Source organism: Bacillus sp. FSL K6-1560, from assembly GCF_038592935.1.
Classification (GTDB): Bacteria; Bacillota; Bacilli; order Bacillales; family Bacillaceae; genus Bacillus; species Bacillus subtilis.
Map to the genome: position 1 here is coordinate 2,614,065 of NZ_CP151946.1, position 24,681 is coordinate 2,638,745.

Here is a 24,681-nt window from a genome sequence, read left to right on the forward strand (position 1 = left end):
GTCATTGTTCTTTTTTCCGGCTGCACCAGCTGATGATAAAATCGAGTATAATTTTTGTATACTCTACTAGCTGCTCAATCGATACCTTCTCGTTCACAGAGTGTGCATTGTGCAGATCTCCAGGACCGTATATTACGCATGGAATACCGGCATCATACAGCCATCCGCCATCTGTAACTGATTGAGAAACGTCAATAATTGGACACTCCCGTTTCACTTTCTCATGAGAGGCAGTTAGCGCTAAGACGCCTGGGTGGCCAGGGTCAACTTCCAATGCCGGAAAAATTTCTCCTCTGTCTTCTATCATAGATGAGCCTCCCCACTTGAATACAGGGCGGTTTTCCCTAAGCCAAATATCACTGTCACTCAGCCGATTGACGTAATCTTCTATTTCCGCTGCCACTTGGTCATGGGTTTCATTCGGATAAAAATGGACTGTGATCCACAGCCGGCATTCGTCCGCTATAAAAGCCGCATGTCTGCCGCCTTCTATAACTGCCGGGTTAATCGTATTTGTGCCTGGTTTAAAACCGGGATAACTTTTCATAATGGACCAGTGGCGCTCAAGTTCACCGAGCCCCGCAATGATTTTTGCCATTTTTTCAATTGCGCTTGCTCCGAATGTTCCTCCGCCTGCGTGAATCATATTCCGTCTCGTTCCATCATGAAATGTTTGACTGCTTTTGATTTCGATCCAGCCTGTAATGACACCGCCTTGGCCTTGAATATGCATATCGCTCGTATCCGCGACAATTGCAAAATCAGCGTGGTAGCCCCTCTTGCAGCATTCAAGTGTGCCGGCTTCTCCAACTTCCTCCCCAATAACCGATTGCAGAATCAGATCACCTGGAAGTTCAATGCCGGCTTCACGAATTAATTTGACAGCAAACAGCACACAAGCTATTCCGCCCTTCATATCGGAAGCGCCTCGCCCGATTAAGAGACCGTTTTTTTCAATGGGATGAAACGGATCGTGCTTCCATTCTTCATCCTCTTTTACCTCTGCCACATCTACATGACCATTGATAATCAGGCTGTAATAATCTGCTGAATCTGTTCCCTTTAGCTTGCCGACAACATTGGGATCTCCAGGGTACACATCCCATTTGTCGATCGAGAATCCCAATTCATTTAAAAATCCCGCAATCCATGACTGAATGCCCTCTGTATTTCTTGCAGGCGGAGCGGGTGTTTGATAAGAAATCAGTGTTTTAGCAAGCTGAATAAGCTCCTCCTTTTGTTCTTCCACTTTTTTTTGCAAAGAGTCTATTTGTTGATCCAATGTAAATCCGCTCCTATTCTTTAAAATCAAAAAAGCCGTTTCAAATGTGATGAAACGGCTTAATAAAAACAAACGGAGTCCGATGTACTCCGCTTTTCACCGCTTCCCTCCGCTGGCATGATCCAGATCAGGTCAAAAGGGTTGAGACAAAGTCTCTCTCAGCTTCGCAAAGCACCCCTAGGATGAATATATATATTTGTCAGGCATTCGTTATCGGCTCAGCTCTAGTTAAAAACGGCCGATCCTGATTCCATAATACATGGATTGGCGTATCAAAAAAAGCGGAAAGTATTTGATCAGTAAGCATTTCCTTTATTTCTCCGGATCCAAAGACCTCTCCCTGTTTTAATAAAAGGGCTTTATCAAAGACAGGCAAAATTTCTTCAGCATGATGAGTCACATAAAGGATAGATGGTGCATTTTCTTTGTTTGCAATGTATGTAATCGTATCTAACAACTTTTCCCGGGCAATAAAATCCAGTCCTGTGACTGGTTCATCCAGTATCAGCAACTCTGGATCGGCCATTAGTGCTCTAGCAATCAACGCTCTTTGTTTTTCCCCTTGAGAAAGGGTTTCATAGCGGCGATCGGCATATTCAATTGCTCCCAAGTCCTCTAACAAACCAATCGCTTTTTCCCTGGTTTTCTTACTTGGCGTTTCATATAACCCAATCGAAGCGTAAGCTCCGCTCAAAGCAATTTCAAAGGCTGAATCTGCCGGATACAATTTTTGCTGAAGAGCTGCTGAGACGAGGCCAATTTTACGTCTGAGCTTTTCCCCAAGCTCTGTTTTGCCAAATTCATGGCCAAGCACCTGCATCTCGCCTGATGTTGGAAAATAATAAGAGCAAAGCATATTTAACAGCGCTGTCTTCCCGGCGCCATTTAGGCCGTAAAGCACCCAATTTTCCTTTTCTTCCACCTTCCAATGAATATCTCTCAGTATCCATTTCCCATTCCGTTTTAGTGAGACATTGTCAAGCTGCAAAATCATCGTGGTCCTCCTCTTTATTGCCTTTTATAATTGTTTTAATTTTCATAAAACTTTGTACGAACTAGGATACCTTACTTTTTCCAAAACGTAAACCATCCATAATCAATAGAAAAGCCTTTAAAACAACATCGTTTTAAAGGCTTTTCATTATTGATGAATATTTTTATTCATTTGTTTGATAGCCGCTTTTTCAAGTCTGGACACCTGCGCTTGAGAAATTCCGATTTCCTCGGCGACTTCCATTTGGGTTTTCCCTTGGAAGAATCGCTTTCTCAAAATCATTTTTTCCCTATCATTCAGCCTTCTCATGCCCTCTTTTAAAGCCAGCTCTTCAATCCATTGTGAATCTGTGTTACGCTCATCACTGATTTGGTCCATCACATAGATCGGGTCTCCGCCGTCGTTATAGATCGGTTCAAATAGAGAAACCGGATCCTGGATGGCATCAAGCGCAAATACAATTTCCTCATGCGGTACTTCAAGAACTTTTGCGATGTCTTCTGCAGTCGGCTCCTTGCTTGTCTCACTGATTAACCGCTCTCTTACCTGAAGCGCCTTGTAAGCGATGTCCCGGAGTGATCTTGAGACACGGATCGGGTTATTATCGCGTAAATACCTGCGGATCTCTCCGATAATCATAGGTACAGCGTATGTTGAAAACTTAACATTGTGGCTTAGGTCAAAATTATCAATGGATTTCATTAGTCCGATGCAGCCGACTTGAAATAAGTCATCAACATACTCCCCTCTGTTATTAAATCGTTGAATGACACTTAAGACAAGACGCAAGTTCCCGTTTACAAGCTTTTCTCTTGCTGAATCATCGCCTTCATCCTGCAGCTGCCTAAACAGCTTTCTCATCTCTTCATTCTTGAGTACTGGTAATTTGGAGGTATCCACCCCGCAGATTTCGACTTTATTTCTCGACACTTTTTTCCCTCCCTACAGGAGCTGCTGTACAACGTTAAGTATCTCCTTGGGTGGGAAAAATATGCACTGCACTCAGACCGAAAAACTGTCGAAATCAGGAAATCCCTGTAAAATCAAGGGGTTCTAACCATAAAATTTTTTACACCATTTTGTTGAACTCTTTTCTCAATCTTTTTATAATTCTTTTCTCAAGCCGCGAAATATAAGACTGAGAAATCCCCATCATATCCGCTACATCCTTTTGGGTTTTTTCTTCTTCACCGACAAGCCCAAACCGCAGCTCCATGATTTGCTTTTCTCTCTCATTAAGCTGTTCAAGCGCTTTTTTCAAGAGCTTTTTATCGACGTTAGCTTCTATGTCTTTAGTGATGATGTCATCGTCAGTGCCGAGCACATCAGAAAGCAAAAGCTCATTGCCGTCCCAATCAATATTAAGCGGTTCATCAAAGGAAACCTCTGAACGGATTTTGTTATTTCTTCTTAAATACATCAGGATTTCATTTTCTATACACCGGGAGGCATAGGTAGCAAGCTTGATTTTCTTTTCTGGATTGAATGTATTCACAGCTTTGATTAGACCGATGGTACCGATGCTGATTAAATCCTCTATATTGATTCCCGTATTTTCAAATTTACGGGCGATATATACGACCAGACGCAAATTGCGTTCAATTAGAATGGCTCGCGCCGCCTGATCGCCGTTGGGGAGCTTCATTAACAAAACCTGCTCCTCATCTTTAGATAATGGAGGCGGCAGGGCTTCACTCCCGCCTATGTAATAGACTTCATCACTTTTCAGCCCAAGTTTCATCAGCAGCTTATACCAGAGGTGCGTCAACCGTAATTTCAGTTTTTTCATCTTCCTCTCCCTTCTAAATGTCACGCCGTTTGAGTATGATAAGTAACGGACATTTGCGAACATTATGAAACGTGTTTGACAGCCTTGCCCGAAAGCATTTTCGGATGAATAATCGCGTCAAACTCTCCATCTGCCGACAGCTTTGTTGTGCTGATGCCGATTAAACATTTATCTGCAGAAATCATTTCTTCTTTTGTCATAATCGTTACGTGATCCGGTTTAACGCATAATAGAAATTGATTTTGCTGACCAACTCCCCTGTATGGAATCAACCTCATTTTATCTAAAAAGCGAAAGGAATCATCGAGCTGTTCGATGGCTTCCAATGGGTCTGTGTTTCGAATGATCATCGTTTCGGCTGTTCCGAAAATCGGCTCCAGTTTATCAATGTAAATGATCATTACCGGTGTTTTTGTAAGAGGATCGTACAGCTGGTTACCGGAATCAATCAGGCCTCTGACATGAAGTGTTTGGCTGCCCAAATCTGCCTGCACGCTGACTCGTTCCTCATATTGAATGTTTTTTGTTTCAATATCTTCAATTCTTCTTTTAGAAAAAAACCATAATACTGGAAAGCCCCCAACAATAAACAACCAGCTGATCGGGTCTCCAAACCCTGTTTGATTGGTAATCATAACACCGTTTTGAACAATAGAATTTGACTGCAGCAAAGAATGGGCTCCGATAATTCCTCCCCCCATTAAAAAAGTGGCAAAATAAAAGGAAAACAAATTTTGAAAGAAAAACCGAAATCTTTTAAAGCCAAATGTCACCACCACAATCACAACTGAAAAAGCTAGCTTCCCAGCCGGATGTTCAACAATCGGCGAAAAAGGAGTAAACATCAAAAGGACAATACTGGAACCGATGAACGCTCCGCCTACCAGTCTTCTTTTTTTTACATGCCGTTTTAAAATAAATGCCGTGAGCAAAAGCAAAAGTGCATCAAAACAAAAGTTTAACAGCCAAATGACATCTAAATAGATTTTCACATCTGACTCCTTTCTTTCTTGCCTCACGCTGTTCCCCTTCTTGCTTCATAAGTATAAAGCAAGCTCTGTGGGAAAGTCTGTCAATTAATGTTGAGAGGAAAATACAATTTTTCAGGGAAATCTGCTTAATTTGTCGAGGAAGTATAATGAGAGGATATAAAAAAAGCTGCCAATGACGGCAGCTTTTTTCCACTTAATTTTCTGTGTTGATATTAAGTTTTCCATTCGCAGTTTTTCTTGTTTCATTTCCATAATCATCTCGGACGATCACTTCTACTTTTGCTCCTTTTGCTTTAATAGAAGAAGTGGCTGTCCAATAGCCTTCATATCTTCCCGGAGAAATTTCTCTTAACGGGAGTTCGGTGGCATTTTGCACACTCGCTCTTGCATTGGTCAGCGGCATACGAATGGTAAACGTTGCATCTAAATCCTCAGCGCTTGAGAAAGCGATTTTCACAGATTCACCAGCTTTTAAGTTTTTATCCTCTCCCGGAATTAAGCCGGAAATGACAGGCTTGTCAAAATTGACATCAATGACAGCCTTTTTCGTGGTTTTGTTGCCTGCCAAGTCTGTAGCAATCACCTTGATTTCATTGCTTCCATTCTCCAAAAGAATACGGGCTGAGTATGAACCATCAGTTATTGTTGCTTTTTTGCCATTCACCTTGACGTCTTTCAGATTGTCATCGGATACAACCCCTTTGACAGTCAGCGTTTCTTTATTTGTTTTCCCGCCATCCTTTGGAGTGTCCAGCGTTAACTCAGGCTTTTCTTGATCAAGCGTGACCGTGATTGGGCTGGAGGCATCTGTTGTTCCGTTGTCAGTTGATGCAGTTGCCGTCAGCTCATTTTCACCCTTGTTGAGTGTGATGCCTGTCTGGAACGTGCCGTCCGCGGCAGCTTTCGTTTCTCCTGCTTCTTTCTCTCCATTATAAATGTGTACCGTTGTGCCAGGAGAAGCGTTTCCTTTTACAGTGACGTTCTCCTTATTTGTGTATGATTTGTCTGTCGGTGAAGTAATCTCAGGTACAGCAGCTTCATAATTAACTAATGCGCGAATCATATAGTTGCCGTCTGCTTCGTCACCCGGCTCCCATTGTCCACCTATATACTGCCAGTTGCGGCCGGAATTCTTGCCGGTTTCATCCATTGCCAGTCCAGGTGAATACGGATCAGGTTTTGACTGGATATATACGAGATAAAAGTCTCTATCGACCATAATCCCTTTTGAACTGAGATCTACCTTAGTCCACTCGCCATTGCGAAGAGCTTCAGCGTTAAATGGCCCGGCAATTTTCTTGCCCGGTGCTCCGTCTTTTCCTGTGGCATCGTATACCTCAACCTTAAACTCTGTGCCGCCGGGATCAGGGAACTCTGTATCCCAGAATCTGAACAGCCCTCCTGTAAGCATGCCTTTGTCCTTGCCGTCAGCGAGCGTCATTTTTACTGCCCATCCGTTCCCGGCAGCAAAATAGGAATTGGCATTCTCCGCTGTTCCGTCATCATATGCAATTTCACCCGGGTAACCGACAAAAGGCTTCAATGCAGTTTCTTTTGTAACATCACCTTTTAACTCAACGGAAAATTCATCACTGTAATAACCCGGTGCAGCGACTTTAATCGTATAAGCGCCTTCATAGGCCTCCAGCGTATATTCACCTTTGTCGTTTGTCATAGCCGGTTCCACCGCAGCATCCTCTACAACATAAACGGAAGCGCCTTTTACCGGCTCTCCTGTCGTTTTATTGATGACCGTGCCTTTTAATGTGCCCTTCTTCATCTCTTCTAACGTAAAATTAGCTTGTGTCGTCTGATCCGTCTTTAAAGATACTTTTTGTGTTTTCGACTGATAACCATATGCTTCTGCCATAAGCGTATAGTCTCCCGCTTTGTGCTTCAGCGTGTACTGCCCTGTGGATTGATCTGAATATGTTGATTTTCCTGTTTCCACTACACTGACTTGTGCCCTGAGCGGCAAAACTTGAGGCTGTATAGACTTGTTCTGATGTTTTACCGCTGTGTTTGCAGATGGCTTAGCCTTTTTCGGATTTACTGGCTTTTTCTTTTGCTTTCCAGACGGCTTTTCGACGCCCAGCTTATTCTTTTTGACTGTTTTTCCGGCTGATTTGTCAGAAAGCACTACATCATCAATATACCAGCCCTCTTTTGCAATGCTTTCATCAGATTGAAGGTTAAACATCACTTGAATGTTTTGGCCTTTATAAGCCGATAAATCAATTTCTTCCTCCGTCCAGCTTGATGTCTTTCCGTTATAGACACCAGCCTGCTCCCAATTCTTTTCACCTTCCGGAAGAACAAAAACGTAGCCGTAATCAAAATCATCCTCTAAATTGTGCCAGCTTTTAAATTGAAGGAACAGACTTCCTGAATCAGGTGCTTTAATAGGAGGCATAACAAGGTTCATGTTTGCTGAGTTGGCATAATTTCCTGTCAAATTCGTTCCATATACTTTTTCTCCGGATGCTGCTGTATTTGGGCCAGTTGACGGAACTCCCCATTCCCAGTTATTATTTGTTCCGCTCGCAACCCAGCCGCCGGGTGCAGTTTCAAAGTCCTGCTTATATCCCGCCGTGATGCTTGGTTTCACTGTTACATCGTATACGTCAGACGAAACGACATGACCGCCAAAATCGTGAATCATCCACTTATAGCTTAGTTTAGTTCCTTTTATGTCTGGGATCTCTGCTTGATACGTTCCTTTTAGATGATCACCGCTGATTCGTTTAGCCGTTATTTCCGTCCATTCGCCTTGATCAAGCTTGTAGGACAGCTTTACAGATGTCACACTCACATTGTCTTCAGCTGTCAAAGTCAGTGGCAGGCTGCCACCTTCATAAGCTTCAGTTACTTTCTCATGCTGATAGACAGGAGGCTCTTGGTCATCCCCCTCTACAGAAACTTGTCCTTCCACTTTCCCTAATCCATCTGTAACAGCGGATACAGCATCAAAAGCATTCACCAGACCATGGCCATATCCGTTATTCGGTGAATCAGGAAATGTTGAATCCGTGAGCGGTTCAGCCGTGCTGGTTAATATATCCTCCATCTCATCAACAGAAAGTGAGGCATTCGCCTGTTTCAGCAGTGCAGCAACAGCGGATACATGCGGCCCTGCCATTGATGTGCCGTCCCAACCATCCTCATATGTCAGACCGGGAACGGATGAACGAATATTAACGCCCGGTGCAGATATTTCCGGCTTTATTTCATCATATGGAGATGGCCCTTGAAGAGAAAAGTCAGCGAACTTTTTATTGATATCAGTCGCTCCAGTTGCAAACGATTCTGGATAGTTTGCCGGATTTGCGATAGAACCAGGCCCGCCGGGAATAAAGAGATCCGTATTCCCCGCTGAAAACTCAGGGAAAATATCGGCCGCACGCCAGGCATTGACCATGTCTCTGTACCATTCATCAAGTCCAGAGCCCCCTCCCCATGAGTTATTGACAACATCAGGAGCCATTTCCGGGTGGGGATTTCCTTCCGCGTCCTTTGGTGCTAAAACCCATTCACCAGCTTCCAAAATGTCAGCATCAGTGCCGCCATCTTCAGAGAACGCTTTAACAGCAATCCATTTTGCGCCAGGCGCTACACCGATTTGATTTGTCCCATCCGGTTCAGAGCCCACCATCGTGCCTGTCACATGGGTTCCATGAGCCAAATCATCATAAGGGCTTGCCTCGCCTGCTACGGCATCATACCAGTTCATTTCATTTTCAGGCTCATTAGGATTTTCCGGATTATATCCGCGATATTTCTCTTTTAATGCCGGATGATTCCATTCCACCCCGGTATCAATGGACGCAACAACCGTGCCAGTTCCATCATATCCAAGTGCCCAAGCTTTTGGGGCATCGATTTGGTCTACATTCCATTCCACACCGTCAGTTGCTTTAATAGCTTTCTGTGCTTTTTTCATATTAAATGGGGAGGATGACTTAAAAAGCTGCCGTTTCTCATTAGGAAGCACCTTTTCCACTTCGGGAAACTGCGCCACTTTTTCCATAACCTCTTTTGAGGCATGAACAGCAATCCCGTTCACCACATAATAAGAATGAATTTGGTCTGCATTTCCTTTATCTTTCTGGGTGTTCAAGTATTTTAGGACATCTTGCTGGGATTCATCGGCTGTGACTTTTAAAGATGACACAACAGCAGAACGCTTTTGATATTCCGTCTTAGCGGCAGACAGCTTCTTCGATTTCGCTTTTTTAACAGCCGCTTTTGCTGCTTTTTCTGTGTTAGCCTGATCTTTAAATTTAATCAGAAAAGTCGTTTTTTCTTTCTTTTTAAAGCTTTTCTTTAATGAACTCGAAATCTTGTTTTGAATGGATTCCGCAGATTGAAGCTCCTTTTTAACAGAAGGTGAGGTGACTTTACTGCTTGCCCCGGCTGCTCCCGGAAACAGCAGTGAACTGATGACAACTGTACTTAAAACAGAGCTGATGAGTCTGTTTTTCGTTTTTTTCCTCATTTTCATCCCCCTTTTTCAACATGCTTTTTAAAAAAAGTGTCGTCCCTCCTTTTAATAATGAATGGTTTGTCAGAACATCGCTGTATATTAACTGTAGACAATCTAAATTACAGATATTGTCGTTTCATGTCATTCGATTTCCATATATATGAAAATGATAAAAATGTCACAAAAATAAATGGGTCTAATTATCTGTTTTGTTACTAAGCGAAGGAAGCAATAGGGAAAAAGACTTTATAAGAAGGAAAGTGTGAAGAGAAAAACAAAAAAGGACAAAATCGAAAACGATTTTGTCCTTTACATTAGCCGCGTTTATTACGGTTTCTTAAGAATGTCGGGATGTCAAGCGTATCATCAGCCGGCTGTGAAGTATGACGGCTTACTGTGTTCTGCTGCTGAGGCTCCTCACGTTTTTGCTCACGCTTCGGAACACTTTGATTGTGTGTTTTGATGCTTTGATTTAAGCTTGGACGCTGAGGCTTCGTCACGTCCTTCTCTTGTTCGATAAAGCCGGTTGCAATCACTGTCACCACAATCTCATCTTTTAGATTTTCATTAATAACAGAACCGAAAATCATGTTTACGTCTTGATCAGATGCCGAAGCGACAATGTCTGCTGCTTCCTGAACCTCATATAGGCTGAGGTTTGTTCCTCCAGTGATGTTCATGAGGACGCCTTGCGCACCGTCAATGGCCGCTTCAAGAAGCGGGCTGGAAATTGCTTTTTTTGCTGCCTCTGCCGCACGATTTTCCCCAGTAGCAATACCGATACCCATCAAAGCAGATCCTTTGTTTGACATGATTGTTTTCACATCAGCAAAGTCAAGGTTGATAAGACCAGGTGTAGCAATCAAGTCAGAAATACCTTGAACCCCTTGGCGAAGTACGTTATCCGCTTCACGGAATGCTTCAAGCATCGGTGTGTTTTTATCAACAATTTCAAGGATACGGTCGTTCGGGATCACGATCAGTGTATCCACCGCTTCTTTCATTGCCGAGATTCCGCCTGCAGCCTGAAGCTGTCTTTTGCGTCCTTCGAAGGTAAACGGTCTTGTCACAACGCCGACTGTTAATGCGCCTAAGTCTTTCGCGATTTGTGCGATAACCGGTGCGGCACCTGTTCCTGTTCCGCCGCCCATACCAGCTGTCACGAATACCATGTCAGCACCTTTAAGTGCTTCTTCAATCTGCTCTTTGCTTTCTTCAGCGGCTTTTTTCCCGACTTCCGGATTCGCACCTGCTCCCAATCCTCTAGTCAGCTTTGCGCCGATTTGCATTTTCACTTCTGCTTTTGACAGGTTAAGAGCTTGAGCGTCCGTGTTTACCGCGATATACTCTACTCCTTGCACTTCATTTTCAATCATTCGGTTAACGGCGTTGTTACCGCCGCCTCCTACTCCGATTACTTTAATTGATGCTAAGCCGTCTATGTTTGTTTCGAACTCCAACATGCTAAATCCTCCTAATCTGCCGAATGACTATCTATCTATTCCCAAAACATGCTTAATAGTTTTTTCATTTTGCTCTGTTTATTATGTTCGGCTTGTGTTTTTTGTTTTCCTTTTGGCCGCTGCTGCACCTCATTTTGGTGATGATGCTGCTCTTGTTCCTCAGATGATGAGACTGCGATTTCCTGTATCGCTTCTTCAGGCATCTTAAAGCCTATTTTTCTGCCTTGGATTCTTGCATTCCGGCAGGCGAATTGGATCAGGCCCACTCCCGTCATATATTGAGGATCTCTTACACCGATATAATTCGGGCTTGCCACTCTGACATTGTTTTGCAGCACATCCTGTGCCAAAGACATGACACCCGGCATAGCTGCTTGTCCTCCTGTCAGCACGAAACCTCCCGGCAGATCGGTAATTCCCATACTGCGAAGCTCTTCTGAAACAATTTCAAGAATTTCCTCTACTCTCGCTTCAATGATATTCGCTGCTTCTTGCTGTGTAAATGTTTGTTTTTGATTGGTGCCTATAACGGTTACCTCAAATATTTCATCTTCCGAGGCTTCGTCATAGTAGGCATGTCCAAATTGCTTTTTCACGCGTTCTGCTTCTTCTGTTGACGTTCTCAATCCGATGGAGATATCTTTGGTGATATTTTCGCCTCCGAGAGGAATGACACGGGTAGAAGTGAGATGTCCGTTCTGGAATACGGCAATGGTTGTTGACCCTCCCCCTATATCAATGAGAGCCACACCAAGGTTTTTCTCGTCCTTTGATAATGCAGCAGAACCGGCTGCCAGCGGCTGAAGGCAAATATCAGTTATTTCAATACCAGCTCTTTCAACGCAGCGGAGTAAGTTATGTAAGATTGTTTTTGAACCGGTGATCAAGGTGCCCTCTACTTCTAAACGCACACCTAGCATTTTTTTCGGGTCGGTGATTTCATCTCTTCCATCTACGATAAACTGTTTAGGAATGACGTCAACAATCAGCTGTTCATGCGGTACGGAAACAACCTGTGCCGCCTCCATGACACGGCGTACATCTTCAACCTGAATTTCTTTATTTTCACTGGAAACTGCTACAACACCGTTTGTATCTTGAATATTGATATAATTTCCATTAACGCCGACAATAGCTTTTCTAAGCGGAAAACCTACCATTCTTTCAGCTTGGTCAAACGCTTTTCTTATAGAATGAACGGTCTCATCTATATCAACGATTGAGCCTTTTTTCAACCCTTCAGACGGTACATTTCCCACACCGATAATATTAAGGGAATCATCTGTCATTTCTCCGACGATCACTTTTGTATTGGACGTACCGATGTCAAGACTGACGTAAAGTTCATTGTTGTTCATTCTATGGCACCTCCTCACATTTCGATCATTTCTATTCTATTATTTGCGGAACAACAATACAATGAATGTGGCTTTACAAGTGTGTAACAAAAAATAACAACAGAATATTTTTATGTGCTTTTCACATTTTATGTTTATTGAAAATATTCGTTATATCCTATGTATATCCTCTTTTATATCACATTTTTTTTATTTTTTTTAGAAAGAGTCCACTTTGTTAGTAGATTTCTTCTGATAACGGCTATATTCTGAAATAATCTGACTCCAAATGCGAATATACCTGCTAAATACAAGTCTACACCAAGATGGACTCCCAGAAAAGCTAAACTTATTGCCAATATAATATTAAAAAAGAAACCGGAAACAAATACCATTTCATCATATGTACCTTGTAAATGCGCCCTGATTCCGCCGATTAATGTATCAAGTGCGGCAAGCACCGCAAGCGATAAATAGTTTGAGTATTCACTCGGTATCGTTAAGTTTGTCATTAGTCCAATCGCTATTCCGAGCACCAGTCCCAACACGGGCAGCCACATGACAATTCTCCTCCTTTTCAGTCTTTAAGCAGTTTCAGCTGTTGTACGTCCAGTGGTCTGTCATATGCTTTTAATGTTAGTTTGCTTTCAGATTTACCGGCTTTTAATGCTAAATTTTCAGATGCAAAAAGATCCTCAAGGCCTGACCCCTTCACTCTGCTGTGTAACATGTCCGGATCTTTGGCAAGCACTTTTACTGTTAAAGGATAATCGTCAAGGGCGTATCCGTCTATTTTTGTAGTGCCGTTTATATCTCTGATGACTGTATGATTCACAACTCTTCGCTCGTTAATCGAGATATGCTCTGCACCGTAGGAGTTGAGTTCATTAATCAGCTTTTTCAGCAAATCCGGAGGCGGATTTTCGACCGGCTCTCCTGTTAAGCTTTCAGAAAAAAGCGGGGAAATCGTAATGACAATTCCGCTACCTGTTATATCGGTCATGCCGGCTGTTTTTTTTAAGGATTGCAAGGTATTATTTAGCGCGGTTTCTTTTGTCATTTCTTTCGCTTGCGAATAGCTATTCAGCAGTTTGTCATATTTGTTTATTTCAGACAGCAGCTTTTCCTGCTTCTTCTGCTCTGATGTCAGCTCTTCCCTAATATCCCACATATCTCTTGTATCCCGGACTTTGGGGTGCTTTAACGAATTAAACTGAACAGATATCATCAGGCCGAAGATGACCATAAGCACACTGATGCTTATGAAGGAACGCTTTATTTTCAATCTATTTCACCCGCTTTTTCAGTCATTCCTTCGTTTTCAGAATCGGTTTCATTTGTACGTTTTTCTCTTTTTCTGCCGACACAGAAATATGATCCATTGACAGCTGATCAATTAGGCCTCCTGCGATATTTAACGAGGGTAGCAGGACATCTGGATCTCCAATAGCGGATACCGTAAACGGAGCGGGATGCTGCACCCCGTCTACTGTTACCACAGGACCATTGCATTTGATATACGAATCATGCGTCAAACGCTGTCCATTAACGGCGACAGCTGCCGCTCCTGAGATATACAGTTCGTTTACTACTTGGAAGATATGGCTTTCGTGAACGATGTAACTATTCACATTCTCCCCTTCCGGTATGTATGACGCATCTTCCAATGTCACCTCAACGCCTTCTCCCTGCACACCGACTTCCCCAATATACATCCTGTATTTTTCTGTATCTTCGAGGACATTATAGTATTCCGACTTCTCTTTCTTCAGCTTATTTTCCGCCTGGCGGACTTTGTTTTGCTTTTGATATAATTCTTTTTCAAGCTTCTTATTTTCTTTCTCTTGTTTCAGAAGTTCATCTCTCAGCGCATATTCTTTTTTCCACTCTTCCGTCTCAGCCGCGCTTTTGTTGTTTTCTTTTGTCATTTGAAAAGAAAATGAAATCAAAAAGCCTGCGATAAGCATAATCAAGGAAAGAAGGACTGCTGATTTGCCCCTCAATTTTCATCTTCCTTTTTAGCAGCTTTATCGCTTTTCCCAAACTCTTCAAAATAGGTGGCAACTTCTAAATGAATGATTCCTTTTTTATTGCTGCTTAGCTGAGAAATAATAGAAGGATACGTCTTCATTCGGTCTGCAAACGTTTTAATAGATGCAGTGACAACATAACCGTCGTTCATGTACAACTTAATACGGTTTTCATCCATTTTTACAGGCGTATAATAAATCTCTGAAATCGACTGTTTTAACGAATTTGACAACGCATCGAGCTGCTTGGCCATTTGAGACCGCTTCTTCGCGTTTGTCCAATTCACTAAAATCGGTCCGGCATCATCTGGCGTTACTTCGTTTGGCAGAACTGAGCCGTTTTCAAGCACTTCATAGTACACATCGTCTTTTTCTAAATAAGCAATCGCTTTATATTCTTCGATTGCAATGTTGATTTTATTAGGAAGCGATTTGCTGATCTCCGCTTTTTTCACTAATTTATTTTGCTGAATCTTCTTTTCTGTTTTTTGCTTGTCCAAACTCCAAAACTCAGTATCTCCGCTGTTAATATCGGAAAGGTCGATAATTTCCTTTTTTGATACATTTTCATTCCCTGTAACAGAGATTGTTGATACTTTACTGATTGGTGTTTGCAGGTAAACAATGATCAGCACCATAATAAAAAAGAGCATAATAAATGAAATGAGACGGCGGTTGGCCTTTTGTTTCCTCTGCTCTTTAATTTTAGGGATCCGCTCTTCAATGTTAACGATTTTTTCTCGGTCTTGACCCGGGTTCATTGCCTGTTCACCTCATTCAAATGAAACAGCTGTTAAAAGTCTGTCTATTCCAAAACAAACGGCATACTATGATGCCGTTTGTCGTTTGCTTACAGTATATCATATGAACAGCTTCAGTCAGAACTTGAATCAGCGATTTCCGCCGATGATTTCAACCTCTGTGTGCATATCAATCTCGTATTTTTCACGGATTGTCTTTTTCACATGGTCAATGAGATCAAGCACATCTTTTGCTGATGCTCCCCCCGCATTGACGATGAAGTTTCCGTGCATCTCCGATATCTTTGCACCGCCGATTTGATATCCTTTCAAGCCTGCTTTTTCTACAAGGTTCCCGGCATGATTCGGAAGCGGATTTCTGAATATGCTTCCCGCACAAGGGCTTGAATACGGCTGTGTATTTTTTCTATAGTCTTTATTGCTTTGCATTTGCTGAACGATTGATTCCTTATCCTTCTGCTCCAGCTGTAAAACAGCTTCAAGGCAAACGCCCGGGCGTTTCTTTTGCAGTACAGATGTCCTGTAGCTGAAATCCATCTGCTCATTTGTCAGCCACTCAATCGTTCCGTCTTCAAATAAAATATGCGCTTTGACGAGGATCTCGCTCATATCAGAACCGTGAGCGCCGGCATTCATATAAACCGCTCCGCCGACTGATCCTGGAATGCCGGCAGCAAATTCCAAACCGGACAGGCCTTTTTTGCTCAATGATGTAGCAAGGCGGACCACTGAATAACCGCCTCCGACTGTTACTTGTTCCCCTTCAAGCTCCAAATGGTCAAGACCCGCACCCAACTTGATTACTACGCCTCTAATTCCTTCATCTAAAACCAGAAGATTTGATCCGCGGCCGATGACTGTCCACTTCACATCATATTTTTTAATCACGTCCATGATGTCTTTAACAGCATCCACACTGCTTGGAATGACCAATACATCCGCAGGTCCGCCGATTTTCATCGTTGTATGATTCGCGAGCGGTTCATTTGCAAGAACCTTGCCGACTTCGCGTTCTTTTAATTCCTGTATCACTTTCTCCATCGTAAACCTCCGCATTCCATTTGCTTTTCTACTATTTTTTTAATTCCTCGAGTACGCTGTATAAACGGGCAGCCGCGTCAGGAACACCGAGTGACTTTGTTCGTTCGCTCATTTCCTTTAACGTTTGCTCATTCAGTACAATCCGGTCTAGCGCTTCAATCAGCTTCTCCCCGCTGAGCTCTGTTTCTTTCAGTACAATCGCCGCATCATGCTGGCCAAGAGATCTCGCATTGACCTCCTGGTGATTCGCTGTCACATATGGACTCGGGATCAGAACACTTGGGATTCCGAGAGCAGTAATTTCGGCAATCGTTGTCGCACCGGCTCTGGCCACAATGACATCAATGGCCTTTAAATACTCAGGCATTTGATGAAGAAACGGCTTTGTGACCATATTATCAGCGGCACCCTTGCTTTTCAGCTCATTCATTACTTTTTCATAGTGAACTTCACCGGTGATATACAGCACTTGATAGTCTCTTGTTTTCAGCGCATCCTGCATATCAATGACAGCGCGGTTAATCGGTGCAGCGCCTCGGCTTCCGCCGAAAATTAAGACCGTTTTTTTCTCTTCAGAAAGCCCAAATTCAGCCATTGATCGTCCCGTCTTTATTGAGACGACTTCAGAGGCTCGCGGGTTTCCCGTAAATACAACTTTCTCGCTAGGAAAATGTGATTTCGCTTCTTCAAAACAAATCGCTACTTTATTAACATATTTTGAAAGAAACTTATTCGTGATGCCCGGCAGGCTGTTTTGTTCATGGACAATAGTCGGAATTCCCATTTTCGCAGCGGCATAGACAACCGGCCCGCATACATAACCGCCCGTTCCAATTACGGCATCGGGCTTAAATTCCGCTAAATACGATTTACTCTTTTTGACGCCCTTCAGAAAACGCATCACAGTCTTGACATTTTCAAATGACAATTTTCTTTTAAATCCTGTAATTTCAATTGAACGAAACGGTATATTCTCCCGCTCAACAATTTTTTTCTCCAGCCCGTTTTCTGTTCCGATATATAAAAATTCCACATTAGGATGACGTCTTTGCACTTCTTTAATAAAAGCAAGCGCAGGATAAATATGTCCCCCTGTACCGCCTCCGCTTATTGCAATTCGCATTTCTTTTCCCCCAGTCTAAGTTTCTCTATAACATAACGATAACCCTGTTTTGTTGGACAGGGTTATCGCATCAATTGTTTCCAAGCTTCATGTTAGACAGGAAGCTTGGACATACATTCGTTAATACCTCGAGTAGCGGCTTACATTCAGCAGCACACCAACTGCCATCAGCATTAGAGTCAATGAAGAGCCTCCGTAGCTCAGAAACGGGAGCGTGATGCCTGTTACAGGAATCAGGCCCGTGACTACGCCGATATTGATCATGACTTGAATGGCAATCATTGAAATAATGCCGACTGCGACAAAGCTTCCGTACAGATCAGGCGCACCAAGCGCAATTCTGATTCCTCTCCACAGCAGGACGCTGAAGAGGAGCAAAATAAGTGTTCCCCCGATAAAGCCCAGCTCCTCTGACAAGATGGCGAAAATAAAGTCTGTTTGCGGCTCAGGCAGATAAAAGAACTTCTGTCTGCTTTGTCCAAGCCCCATTCCGAACAACCCGCCGGGCCCCACTGCATAAAGCGATTGAATGATCTGAAATCCGCTTCCGAGCGGATCTTCCCATGGATTTAAGTATGAGGTAATCCGCTTAATTCGATATGGAGCCGATAATACGAGCCCAACAAATCCACTGAGGCCGATCAGCCCGAGAAAGACGAAATGGGCAATCCGCGCGCCGGCTACAAAAATCATGACAATACAAGTTCCGACCATTACTGTCCCCGTTCCGAGGTCAGGCTGGCACATGATAATCAAAAATGCTGAAAACACGATGCCAAGTGCGGGGACGAACCCCCGTCTGAACGATGTGATGTTTTTTTGTTTTTCAGAGAGAAATTTAGCAAGGAATGCAATCATCGCAAGCTTCATAAACTCTGAAGGCTGTATGCTGAATGCTCCGACTCCGATCCAGCTTCTTGAACCGTTCCGCACCATTCCGACGCCCGGTATCAAAACAAGCACCAGAAGGAAAAAGCAGATAACCATCAGCAATTTGGACCATGTCCTCCAAGTCCAATAATCGACATTCATGATAAAAAACATAGCAATGACGCCGATTCCCGCAAACAAAAGCTGCCGTTTCGCGAAAAAGAATGAGTCGTCAAATTTATAATCCGCCCATACCGCACTCGCACTGTACACCATAATTAATCCGATTGTTAATAATAATAACGTAATGATGACCAATAACAAATCAGGCGATGTTTTTTTAGTAGTCAAAGCAATCGACACCCCAAGCTTAAAGTCATTAGGGCTGCCGATTTACTTCAAGACAAGCCCTTACTTAAGCATATGCACGGCATCTATAAACATGTCACCGCGTTCTTCAAATGTTTTGAATTGATCCCAGCTCGCACACGCGGGTGACAGCAGGATGACATCTCCTTCATTTGAGAGCGCAAACGCCGCAGATACTGCTTGTTCAACATTATCGACACGTTTGACATGTTGTATTCCCAGTTCATTGCCGAGTTTCTCAAGTTTTGGCGCCGTCTGGCCAAATGTAAGCACTGCTTTGACATGCTTCATATAAGGTTTCAAGTCATCAAAACCATTTCCGCGATCCAGTCCGCCCGCAAGCAGAATGACCGGCTTATCAAAAGCTGAAAGCGCCTTGCTTGTCGCCAGAATGTTTGTTGCTTTACTGTCGTTATAAAATTTGCGGCCATTCACAGTTGTGACATATTGGAGGCGGTGCTTCACACCAGTAAAGCTTGTCAGCACCTTTTTAACCGCCTCATTGGAAGCTCCTGCCGTTTTCACAACTGCAATAGCTGCTAAAATGTTCTCCAGGTTATGAGCACCGGGCAGTACAACCTCTTCCAGAGGAAGAATGGCTTCGCAGTTAAACATAATCATACTGTCTTTTACATATGCGCCCTGTTCAAGCGTTTTGCTGACTGAAAACGGGACGATTTCGGCTTTTCCGGCTTCAGCAAGACGCACGACGGTTTCATCATCCTGGTTGACAATGGCTTTATCTGAAGCAGTCTGATGAAGGTATACTTTCTGTTTCGCTTTTTCATAGTTTTCGCGCGTATGGTGATAATCCAGATGGGCGTCAAATACATTTAAAATCAGGCTGATTTCCGGTCTGAAAGCGTGTGTTCCCATCAGCTGAAACGAAGACAGTTCAGTAACGATCCATTCATCTCCATCAGCATGATAGGCAACCTCACTTGCGACTGTGCCGATGTTTCCGGCAATCAGTGCTTTTTGCGAGTCAGCTTTGAGCATTTCGTAAATTAGCGTTGTCGTGGTCGTTTTACCGTTCGATCCGGTAATCCCGATAAACTTGGCGCTGGTCAGGTAGTAAGCGAGCTCAATTTCCGTCCAAACCGGAATGCCTCGTTTCTCCGCTTCCTGAACCATAATATTTTCATAAGGAATTCCCGGGTTTTTGATCAGAATCGTGATTTGATGCTGATCGAACAGAGAAACTGGATGCTCTCCGCAAACAACTTCGATTCCTTTTTCAGAAAGCTTTTGTGCCGGTTCATTTTCTTCAAAAGGCTTTTGGTCATTGACTGCAACATAAATGCCTTTTTCATGAAGAATGGAGGCCGCCGCATATCCGCTTTTCGCAAGCCCAAGAATTAAAAAATGCTGTTTCTGTAAAAATTGATCATTTTCCACTTATAACCACACCTCGATGTAAATTCCTAAAACGGCAAGCAAAAGTCCCGCAGTCCAAAACGTCACGACTACTCTCCATTCAGACCAGCCGACAAGCTCATAATGGTGATGAAGCGGACTCATTTTAAAGATTCGTTTACCTGTCGTTTTAAAGCTGATGACCTGCAAAATAACGGATAATGTCTCGATAACGAATACACCGCCGATGATAACCAGCAGGATCTCTAATTTCGTTAAAATGGCAATGGTAACGATGGCTCCTCCCAATGCAAGCGATCCCGTATCTCCCATAAAAACTTTGGCCGGATGAGCATTAAATACAAGGAAGCCCAGAACTGCACCGACAACGGCAACTGAGAAAATCGCTACGTCATATTGAGACTGATTCCATGCCAGAATGGCAAAGGCGCCAAAGGCAATCGCCGCAGTACCGGATAATAACCCGTCAAGGCCGTCAGTCAGGTTAACTGCGTTTGATCCGCCGACAAGCATAAAGAGCACAAGGATAAAGTAAGCCCAGCCAAGATCAAATGATAAGTCAGTTCCAGGGATGCGAATATCCGTCGCAAAATTGTAGTAATGATACACGGCGTAAAATACAACTGCAATAATAATTTGTCCGATCAGCTTTTGCTTTGATGTCAATCCAAGATTGCGCTTCATGACAACCTTGATGTAATCATCTAAAAAGCCAAGCAAACCGTAGCCTAGCGTAACAAACAGAAGCAGCACCATTTCGGGGCTTATTTCTGAAAACTTCTGTGTCATCACAATTGTTGTCACTATGATAGAAAGTATGATCATGACCCCGCCCATTGTCGGTGTCCCTGATTTTTTCTGATGTGATTTCGGTCCTTCTTCTCTAATACTCTGGCCGAATTTTAATCTTCTTAAAAACGGAATAAGAATCGGAGAGAGCAGAACACTAATTAAAAACCCCATTAAAATTGTAAACAGAATGACTTGCTCAAGCATTGTCCTTTTCTCCTCCTGTTTCTTTCAAACGACATACGTAGTTATCATATTCATGATTTTTTTCCATATGAAAAATCTTTTCAAGCTCCATTATTCAGTAACATCTCTTTCCTATGAATTCGTCTTATTCTTATTGAGTTCAACAATGGCTCTCGCCGCTACTTCAGTATCATCAAAATCGAAAGTTTCATTTCCGATCTGCTGATAGGTTTCATGTCCTTTTCCGGCAATGAGGACAACGTCGCCTTTTTTGGCATTGGCAATTGCGAAAAAGATCGCCTGCTCGCGGTTTGCAATACTGTGATAGTATGCGTTCTCTACTCCGGCTTCCATATCTCTTAAAATCGCGCGAGGATCTTCGCTTCTCGGGTTATCTGACGTGAAAATCGGCTCGTCAGCCAGCTCCACAGCAATTTTAGCCATTTTCGGGCGCTTCGTCTTATCTCTGTCTCCTCCGCAGCCGACAACGACAAATAGCTTTCCTTCCGTCATATCTCTGCATGTCTCCAGCACATTTTCAAGGCTGTCCGGTGTGTGCGCGTAGTCTACAATGACAGGAAACTCCTGCTGCTGATTGACCAATTCAAAACGGCCTCTTACACCATGCAATTCTTCAACAGCCTCAGTGATGATTTCAAACGGTATGCCTGCTGCAATACATGTCGCAACAGCGGCCAGCACGTTATACACATTAAATTGTCCGACGAGAGACATCGTGATGTGCTTCGTGCCTTTGTTTGTCACGAGATCAAAGCTTGTGCCCTGTGCAGTGATACTGATGTTCTTCGCCATCACATCAGCATCGTTTTTAATTCCGTATGTAGAGATATGCGCAGCTGTTACCTTTTCAAAATAAGCGCTCGCCTCATCGTCAGCATTCAGGACGGCACGCTTTGGATGTTCATGGTTGAAAGCCCCGCCAAGTTGGGAAAAGAGCAAGCTTTTTGCATGCCGGTACTCATCCATCGTTTTATGATAGTCCAGATGGTCCTGTGTTAAATTCGTAAACACGGCAATATCATAATCACAGCCATGGACGCGTCCTAAAGACAAAGCGTGGGAAGAAACTTCCATGATTGCAGTGTCAACGTGCTTGTCATTCATTTTCTTAAACGTTTTCTGCAGCGTTACGCTTTCCGGAGTCGTGTTTTTAACAGGAAGTGTTTCGTCTCCGATTTTCATGTACATTGTACCGATCAAGCCTGTGCGTTTTCCCGCTTTTTTCAGAATCTCATCGACCATGTGGGTCGTTGATGTTTTGCCGTTTGTCCCTGTTATCCCAATCAGCTGAAGCTTCTTCGTCGGCTGTCCGTAAAACGCATCAGACAAAACGCTGAGCGCGCGAAGTGACTGCCGGACAATAATAACAGGAACATTCACATCGACCTCTCTTTCTGCCACAATAGCCGCTGCACCGTTTTCTACTGCTTTTTGCGCAAAATCGTGGCCATCCACCGTATACCCTTTTACACATACAAAAAGACTCCCTTTCTTTACTTCCCTGGAGTCCATCTCAATTGAAGTTATTTCAGGGTCTTGTGAGTCGTTTACAGAAGGTTCGGTTGTTAAGTATGTAAGCAGCTTTGTAAGTTTCATCGTATCAAACCTCTCAACATTCTAATTCGTTCTTTTTATCATTGAAGTCACATCAAATGATGTGGTAATGATTTTAAGCATACAGTTCATATTTTAGCGTAAATAAAAGGATACATCCAGCTAATCTTGAAAGATATCAGCATTTTTTCTGCAATAAAAGAATAGGCAGCCCGAATCAATCGGCTGCCTCCTTTTCATCTTCTTCAGTCAAATACACGCGTATCTTTGAGCCTTCTTTTACTTTCGTTCCGGCAGCTGGCGATTGTTTAACGATTTTGCTCCCTTTCCCGGAAGCATCCACATTGAGATTCACCAATAGTGACTCAAGATCTGAGACAGACATCCCTACAACATTCGGAACTTCTATTGTTTTTGTGTCGTTCCATTGGTATTTTTTCTCGATTTGATTTTTCCGGGGCTTCACACCAAGTTCCGGCAGACTGTCTCTCATAATATTTCCGACAATAGGCGCTGCCACCGTTCCGCCAAACTGAATCGTGCCTTTCGGGTTATCCACTGCAACGTAGACGACTAGACTCGGATCATCGGCGGGCGCGAAACCAATAAATGATACAATATGGTTGTTCTCAAGGTATTTTCCATCTTTAACCTTTTGTGCCGTTCCTGTTTTTCCTCCGACACGATATCCTTCTACAAATGCATTGCGGCCGGTGCCTTCTGCGACGACGCTTTCTAGAGCATAGCGGATTTGTTTGGATGTTTCCTCAGAAATGACTTGTTTCTTTGCGATTGGTGATTGTTTTTTGACCGTTTTCTTCGTAACAGGATCGATCCATTCCTTTGCAATATAAGGTGTGTAGAGCGTTCCTCCGTTTACAGCGGCGGATACTGCTGCGACCTGCTGAATCGGCGTGACGGATACTCCCTGTCCGAAAGCCGTAGTTGCTTGCTCCACCGGGCCCACTCTCTCAAGCGGAAATAAGATGCCGGTTCCCTCGCCTTGGAGATCAATCCCCGTTTTTTGTCCAAAACCAAAGTCTTTGATATATTTGAAAAGCTTTTCCTTTCCTAAGCGCTCGCCTAATTCAACAAACCCCGGGTTGCAGGAGTTTTGCACAACTTCCAGATACGTCTGCAGCCCGTGCCCGCCTCTTTTCCAGCACCGCAGTCTCGCTCCGTCCACTTCCGCATGCCCTTTATCATAAAATTGATCCCGTTTCAAATTTACTTTTTGCTCTTCAAGGGCTGCTGCAAGTGTAATAATTTTAAAGGTAGATCCCGGTTCATACGTGCTCCATACTGGCAGATTTCGATTGTAGACGGACGGATCAACAGATTGGTAATCAGCAGGGTCGAAGTCAGGCCTGCTAGACATCCCCAAAATTTCTCCGTTTTTCGGATTCATGGCTACGGCAATCATGCCGTCCGGATGATATTTGGCCTCAGCGTTATCAAGCTCTCTTTCCATTATCGTCTGAACCTTTGAATCAACCGTCAGCTTCATATCAAGCCCATCCTTAGGCGGCGTATAGTCATCCGCTTCATCAGGCATCTTCTTCCCCTTGGCATCTGTATAAAACTTAACAGAACCTTTTTCCCCTTTTAAATCATCGTCGTAATAGGCTTCAAGTCCAAGGAGTCCTTGGTTGTCAATTCCTGCAAATCCAAGCACATGAGATAAAAAGCTGCCGAACGGATAATGACGGATACTGTCCTCCGCAACATACACACCTTTTAAATCAAGCGCTTTAATTTCCTTTGCCTTCTCATTTGAAATTTTTCTCCCTTCAGGAGTGATCTTTTCGATTGACGCTTTTTTTGTCACATGTTTATATACTTTTTCTTCTGACATATTGAGCACCGCCGCAAGCTGCTTGCTCGTTTTCATCGGATTCTGAACTTGGCGCGGCACGACGAATACGGTCGGCGCACTTTTGTTTGTTGCGAGCTTCACACCATTCCGATCCAGTATCTCGCCTCTCTCCGGCTCAAACGGCAAGTTCCGGCTCCAGGAATCTTTCGCCAGCGAAGTCAGTTTTTCGCCCATCACAAACTGAACATACCCCAGCCTTGTATCAATGATCAGAAACACGATCACGCCAAAAAGCAAAACAAATAATAAACGTTTTCTAACCGTTACATTCGAGACGCGCAAGAGACCGTTCACTCCTTATTTAGGCTTGTTTCATTTTATGCCTGAAATTGGACAGGTAGAAC

Annotated in this window: 19 protein-coding genes and 1 riboswitch; all 19 genes read right to left on the bottom strand. The window is 43.4% G+C overall.

Annotated features, from left to right (window positions below; translation table 11 throughout):
* Position 1: 1 nt before the first annotated feature.
* On the bottom strand, positions 2-1,282 hold the full coding sequence (ylmB, locus tag NYE22_RS13985) for an N-formyl-4-amino-5-aminomethyl-2-methylpyrimidine deformylase (protein WP_169037498.1): 1,281 nt from the start codon (positions 1,280-1,282) through the stop codon (positions 2-4).
* A gap of 87 nt (positions 1,283-1,369) precedes the next feature.
* A riboswitch (TPP riboswitch) is annotated at positions 1,370-1,471 on the bottom strand.
* A gap of 10 nt (positions 1,472-1,481) precedes the next feature.
* Positions 1,482-2,276 carry an ABC transporter ATP-binding protein gene (locus NYE22_RS13990; RefSeq protein WP_021479328.1) on the bottom strand — a complete coding sequence of 265 codons (795 nt, stop codon included), beginning with the start codon at positions 2,274-2,276 and terminating at the stop codon, positions 1,482-1,484.
* A 147-nt stretch (positions 2,277-2,423) separates the two neighbouring features.
* A complete protein-coding gene (gene sigG / locus NYE22_RS13995) occupies positions 2,424-3,206 on the bottom strand; it encodes an RNA polymerase sporulation sigma factor SigG (RefSeq protein WP_009967190.1) in 783 nt (260 codons plus the stop codon).
* A 139-nt stretch (positions 3,207-3,345) separates the two neighbouring features.
* Complete coding sequence (gene sigE, locus NYE22_RS14000; RefSeq protein WP_003221446.1) at positions 3,346-4,065, bottom strand: RNA polymerase sporulation sigma factor SigE; 720 nt, start codon at positions 4,063-4,065, stop codon at positions 3,346-3,348.
* A 62-nt stretch (positions 4,066-4,127) separates the two neighbouring features.
* Entirely contained in the window at positions 4,128-5,057 is a 930-nt protein-coding gene (spoIIGA, locus tag NYE22_RS14005) for a sigma-E processing peptidase SpoIIGA (protein WP_038828183.1), read from the bottom strand.
* A 193-nt stretch (positions 5,058-5,250) separates the two neighbouring features.
* Complete coding sequence (locus NYE22_RS14010; protein ID WP_342411920.1) at positions 5,251-9,552, bottom strand: bacillopeptidase F; 4,302 nt, start codon at positions 9,550-9,552, stop codon at positions 5,251-5,253.
* Positions 9,553-9,854: 302 nt separating this feature from the next.
* The gene (ftsZ, locus tag NYE22_RS14015) at positions 9,855-11,003 is read right to left on the bottom strand and encodes a cell division protein FtsZ (RefSeq protein ID WP_021479331.1); all 1,149 of its coding nucleotides are present in this window, start codon (positions 11,001-11,003) and stop codon (positions 9,855-9,857) included.
* Positions 11,004-11,038: 35 nt separating this feature from the next.
* A complete protein-coding gene (ftsA, locus tag NYE22_RS14020; protein ID WP_003232169.1) occupies positions 11,039-12,361 on the bottom strand; it encodes a cell division protein FtsA in 1,323 nt (440 codons plus the stop codon).
* A gap of 173 nt (positions 12,362-12,534) precedes the next feature.
* The gene (locus NYE22_RS14025) at positions 12,535-12,900 is read right to left on the bottom strand and encodes a small basic family protein (protein ID WP_003238683.1); all 366 of its coding nucleotides are present in this window, start codon (positions 12,898-12,900) and stop codon (positions 12,535-12,537) included.
* A 17-nt stretch (positions 12,901-12,917) separates the two neighbouring features.
* Positions 12,918-13,625 carry a DUF881 domain-containing protein gene (locus tag NYE22_RS14030; RefSeq protein ID WP_080529288.1) on the bottom strand — a complete coding sequence of 236 codons (708 nt, stop codon included), beginning with the start codon at positions 13,623-13,625 and terminating at the stop codon, positions 12,918-12,920.
* Between the two features lie 22 nt (positions 13,626-13,647).
* On the bottom strand, positions 13,648-14,343 hold the full coding sequence (locus tag NYE22_RS14035) for a DUF881 domain-containing protein (protein ID WP_015483203.1): 696 nt from the start codon (positions 14,341-14,343) through the stop codon (positions 13,648-13,650).
* Positions 14,340-15,131, bottom strand: coding sequence for a cell division protein DivIB (gene divIB, locus NYE22_RS14040; RefSeq protein ID WP_161985979.1), 792 nt, complete (start codon positions 15,129-15,131; stop codon positions 14,340-14,342). Before divIB ends, NYE22_RS14035 begins: the two co-directional genes overlap by 4 nt.
* A 129-nt stretch (positions 15,132-15,260) precedes the next feature.
* Entirely contained in the window at positions 15,261-16,172 is a 912-nt protein-coding gene (murB, locus tag NYE22_RS14045; protein WP_003232182.1) for a UDP-N-acetylmuramate dehydrogenase, read from the bottom strand.
* Positions 16,173-16,203: 31 nt separating this feature from the next.
* On the bottom strand, positions 16,204-17,295 hold the full coding sequence (gene murG, locus NYE22_RS14050; protein WP_014479726.1) for an undecaprenyldiphospho-muramoylpentapeptide beta-N-acetylglucosaminyltransferase: 1,092 nt from the start codon (positions 17,293-17,295) through the stop codon (positions 16,204-16,206).
* Between the two features lie 120 nt (positions 17,296-17,415).
* A complete protein-coding gene (spoVE, locus tag NYE22_RS14055) occupies positions 17,416-18,516 on the bottom strand; it encodes a stage V sporulation protein E (RefSeq protein WP_003244810.1) in 1,101 nt (366 codons plus the stop codon).
* A 60-nt stretch (positions 18,517-18,576) separates the two neighbouring features.
* On the bottom strand, positions 18,577-19,932 hold the full coding sequence (murD, locus tag NYE22_RS14060) for a UDP-N-acetylmuramoyl-L-alanine--D-glutamate ligase (RefSeq protein ID WP_253136623.1): 1,356 nt from the start codon (positions 19,930-19,932) through the stop codon (positions 18,577-18,579).
* On the bottom strand, positions 19,933-20,907 hold the full coding sequence (mraY, locus tag NYE22_RS14065; protein WP_072175964.1) for a phospho-N-acetylmuramoyl-pentapeptide-transferase: 975 nt from the start codon (positions 20,905-20,907) through the stop codon (positions 19,933-19,935). It lies immediately after the preceding gene.
* 111 nt (positions 20,908-21,018) lie between these two features.
* Positions 21,019-22,503 carry a UDP-N-acetylmuramoyl-L-alanyl-D-glutamate--2,6-diaminopimelate ligase gene (locus tag NYE22_RS14070; protein WP_342411921.1) on the bottom strand — a complete coding sequence of 495 codons (1,485 nt, stop codon included), beginning with the start codon at positions 22,501-22,503 and terminating at the stop codon, positions 21,019-21,021.
* A gap of 175 nt (positions 22,504-22,678) precedes the next feature.
* The gene (locus NYE22_RS14075) at positions 22,679-24,619 is read right to left on the bottom strand and encodes a stage V sporulation protein D (protein ID WP_003245048.1); all 1,941 of its coding nucleotides are present in this window, start codon (positions 24,617-24,619) and stop codon (positions 22,679-22,681) included.
* Positions 24,620-24,681 lie beyond the last annotated feature (62 nt).

Bases quoted from the DNA above. Each gene is read 5' to 3' on its own strand.
- NYE22_RS13990 (WP_021479328.1), bottom strand. From the start codon at position 2,276: ATGATTTTGCAGCTTGACAATGTCTCACTAAAACGGAATGGGAAATGG.
- sigE (WP_003221446.1), bottom strand. From the start codon at position 4,065: ATGAAAAAACTGAAATTACGGTTGACGCACCTCTGGTATAAGCTGCTG.
- NYE22_RS14010 (WP_342411920.1), bottom strand. From the start codon at position 9,552: ATGAGGAAAAAAACGAAAAACAGACTCATCAGCTCTGTTTTAAGTACA.
- ftsZ (WP_021479331.1), bottom strand. From the start codon at position 11,003: ATGTTGGAGTTCGAAACAAACATAGACGGCTTAGCATCAATTAAAGTA.
- ftsA (WP_003232169.1), bottom strand. From the start codon at position 12,361: ATGAACAACAATGAACTTTACGTCAGTCTTGACATCGGTACGTCCAAT.
- NYE22_RS14025 (WP_003238683.1), bottom strand. From the start codon at position 12,900: ATGTGGCTGCCCGTGTTGGGACTGGTGCTCGGAATAGCGATTGGACTA.
- divIB (WP_161985979.1), bottom strand. From the start codon at position 15,131: ATGAACCCGGGTCAAGACCGAGAAAAAATCGTTAACATTGAAGAGCGG.
- murB (WP_003232182.1), bottom strand. From the start codon at position 16,172: ATGGAGAAAGTGATACAGGAATTAAAAGAACGCGAAGTCGGCAAGGTT.
- murG (WP_014479726.1), bottom strand. From the start codon at position 17,295: ATGCGAATTGCAATAAGCGGAGGCGGTACAGGGGGACATATTTATCCT.
- mraY (WP_072175964.1), bottom strand. From the start codon at position 20,907: ATGCTTGAGCAAGTCATTCTGTTTACAATTTTAATGGGGTTTTTAATT.
- NYE22_RS14070 (WP_342411921.1), bottom strand. From the start codon at position 22,503: ATGAAACTTACAAAGCTGCTTACATACTTAACAACCGAACCTTCTGTA.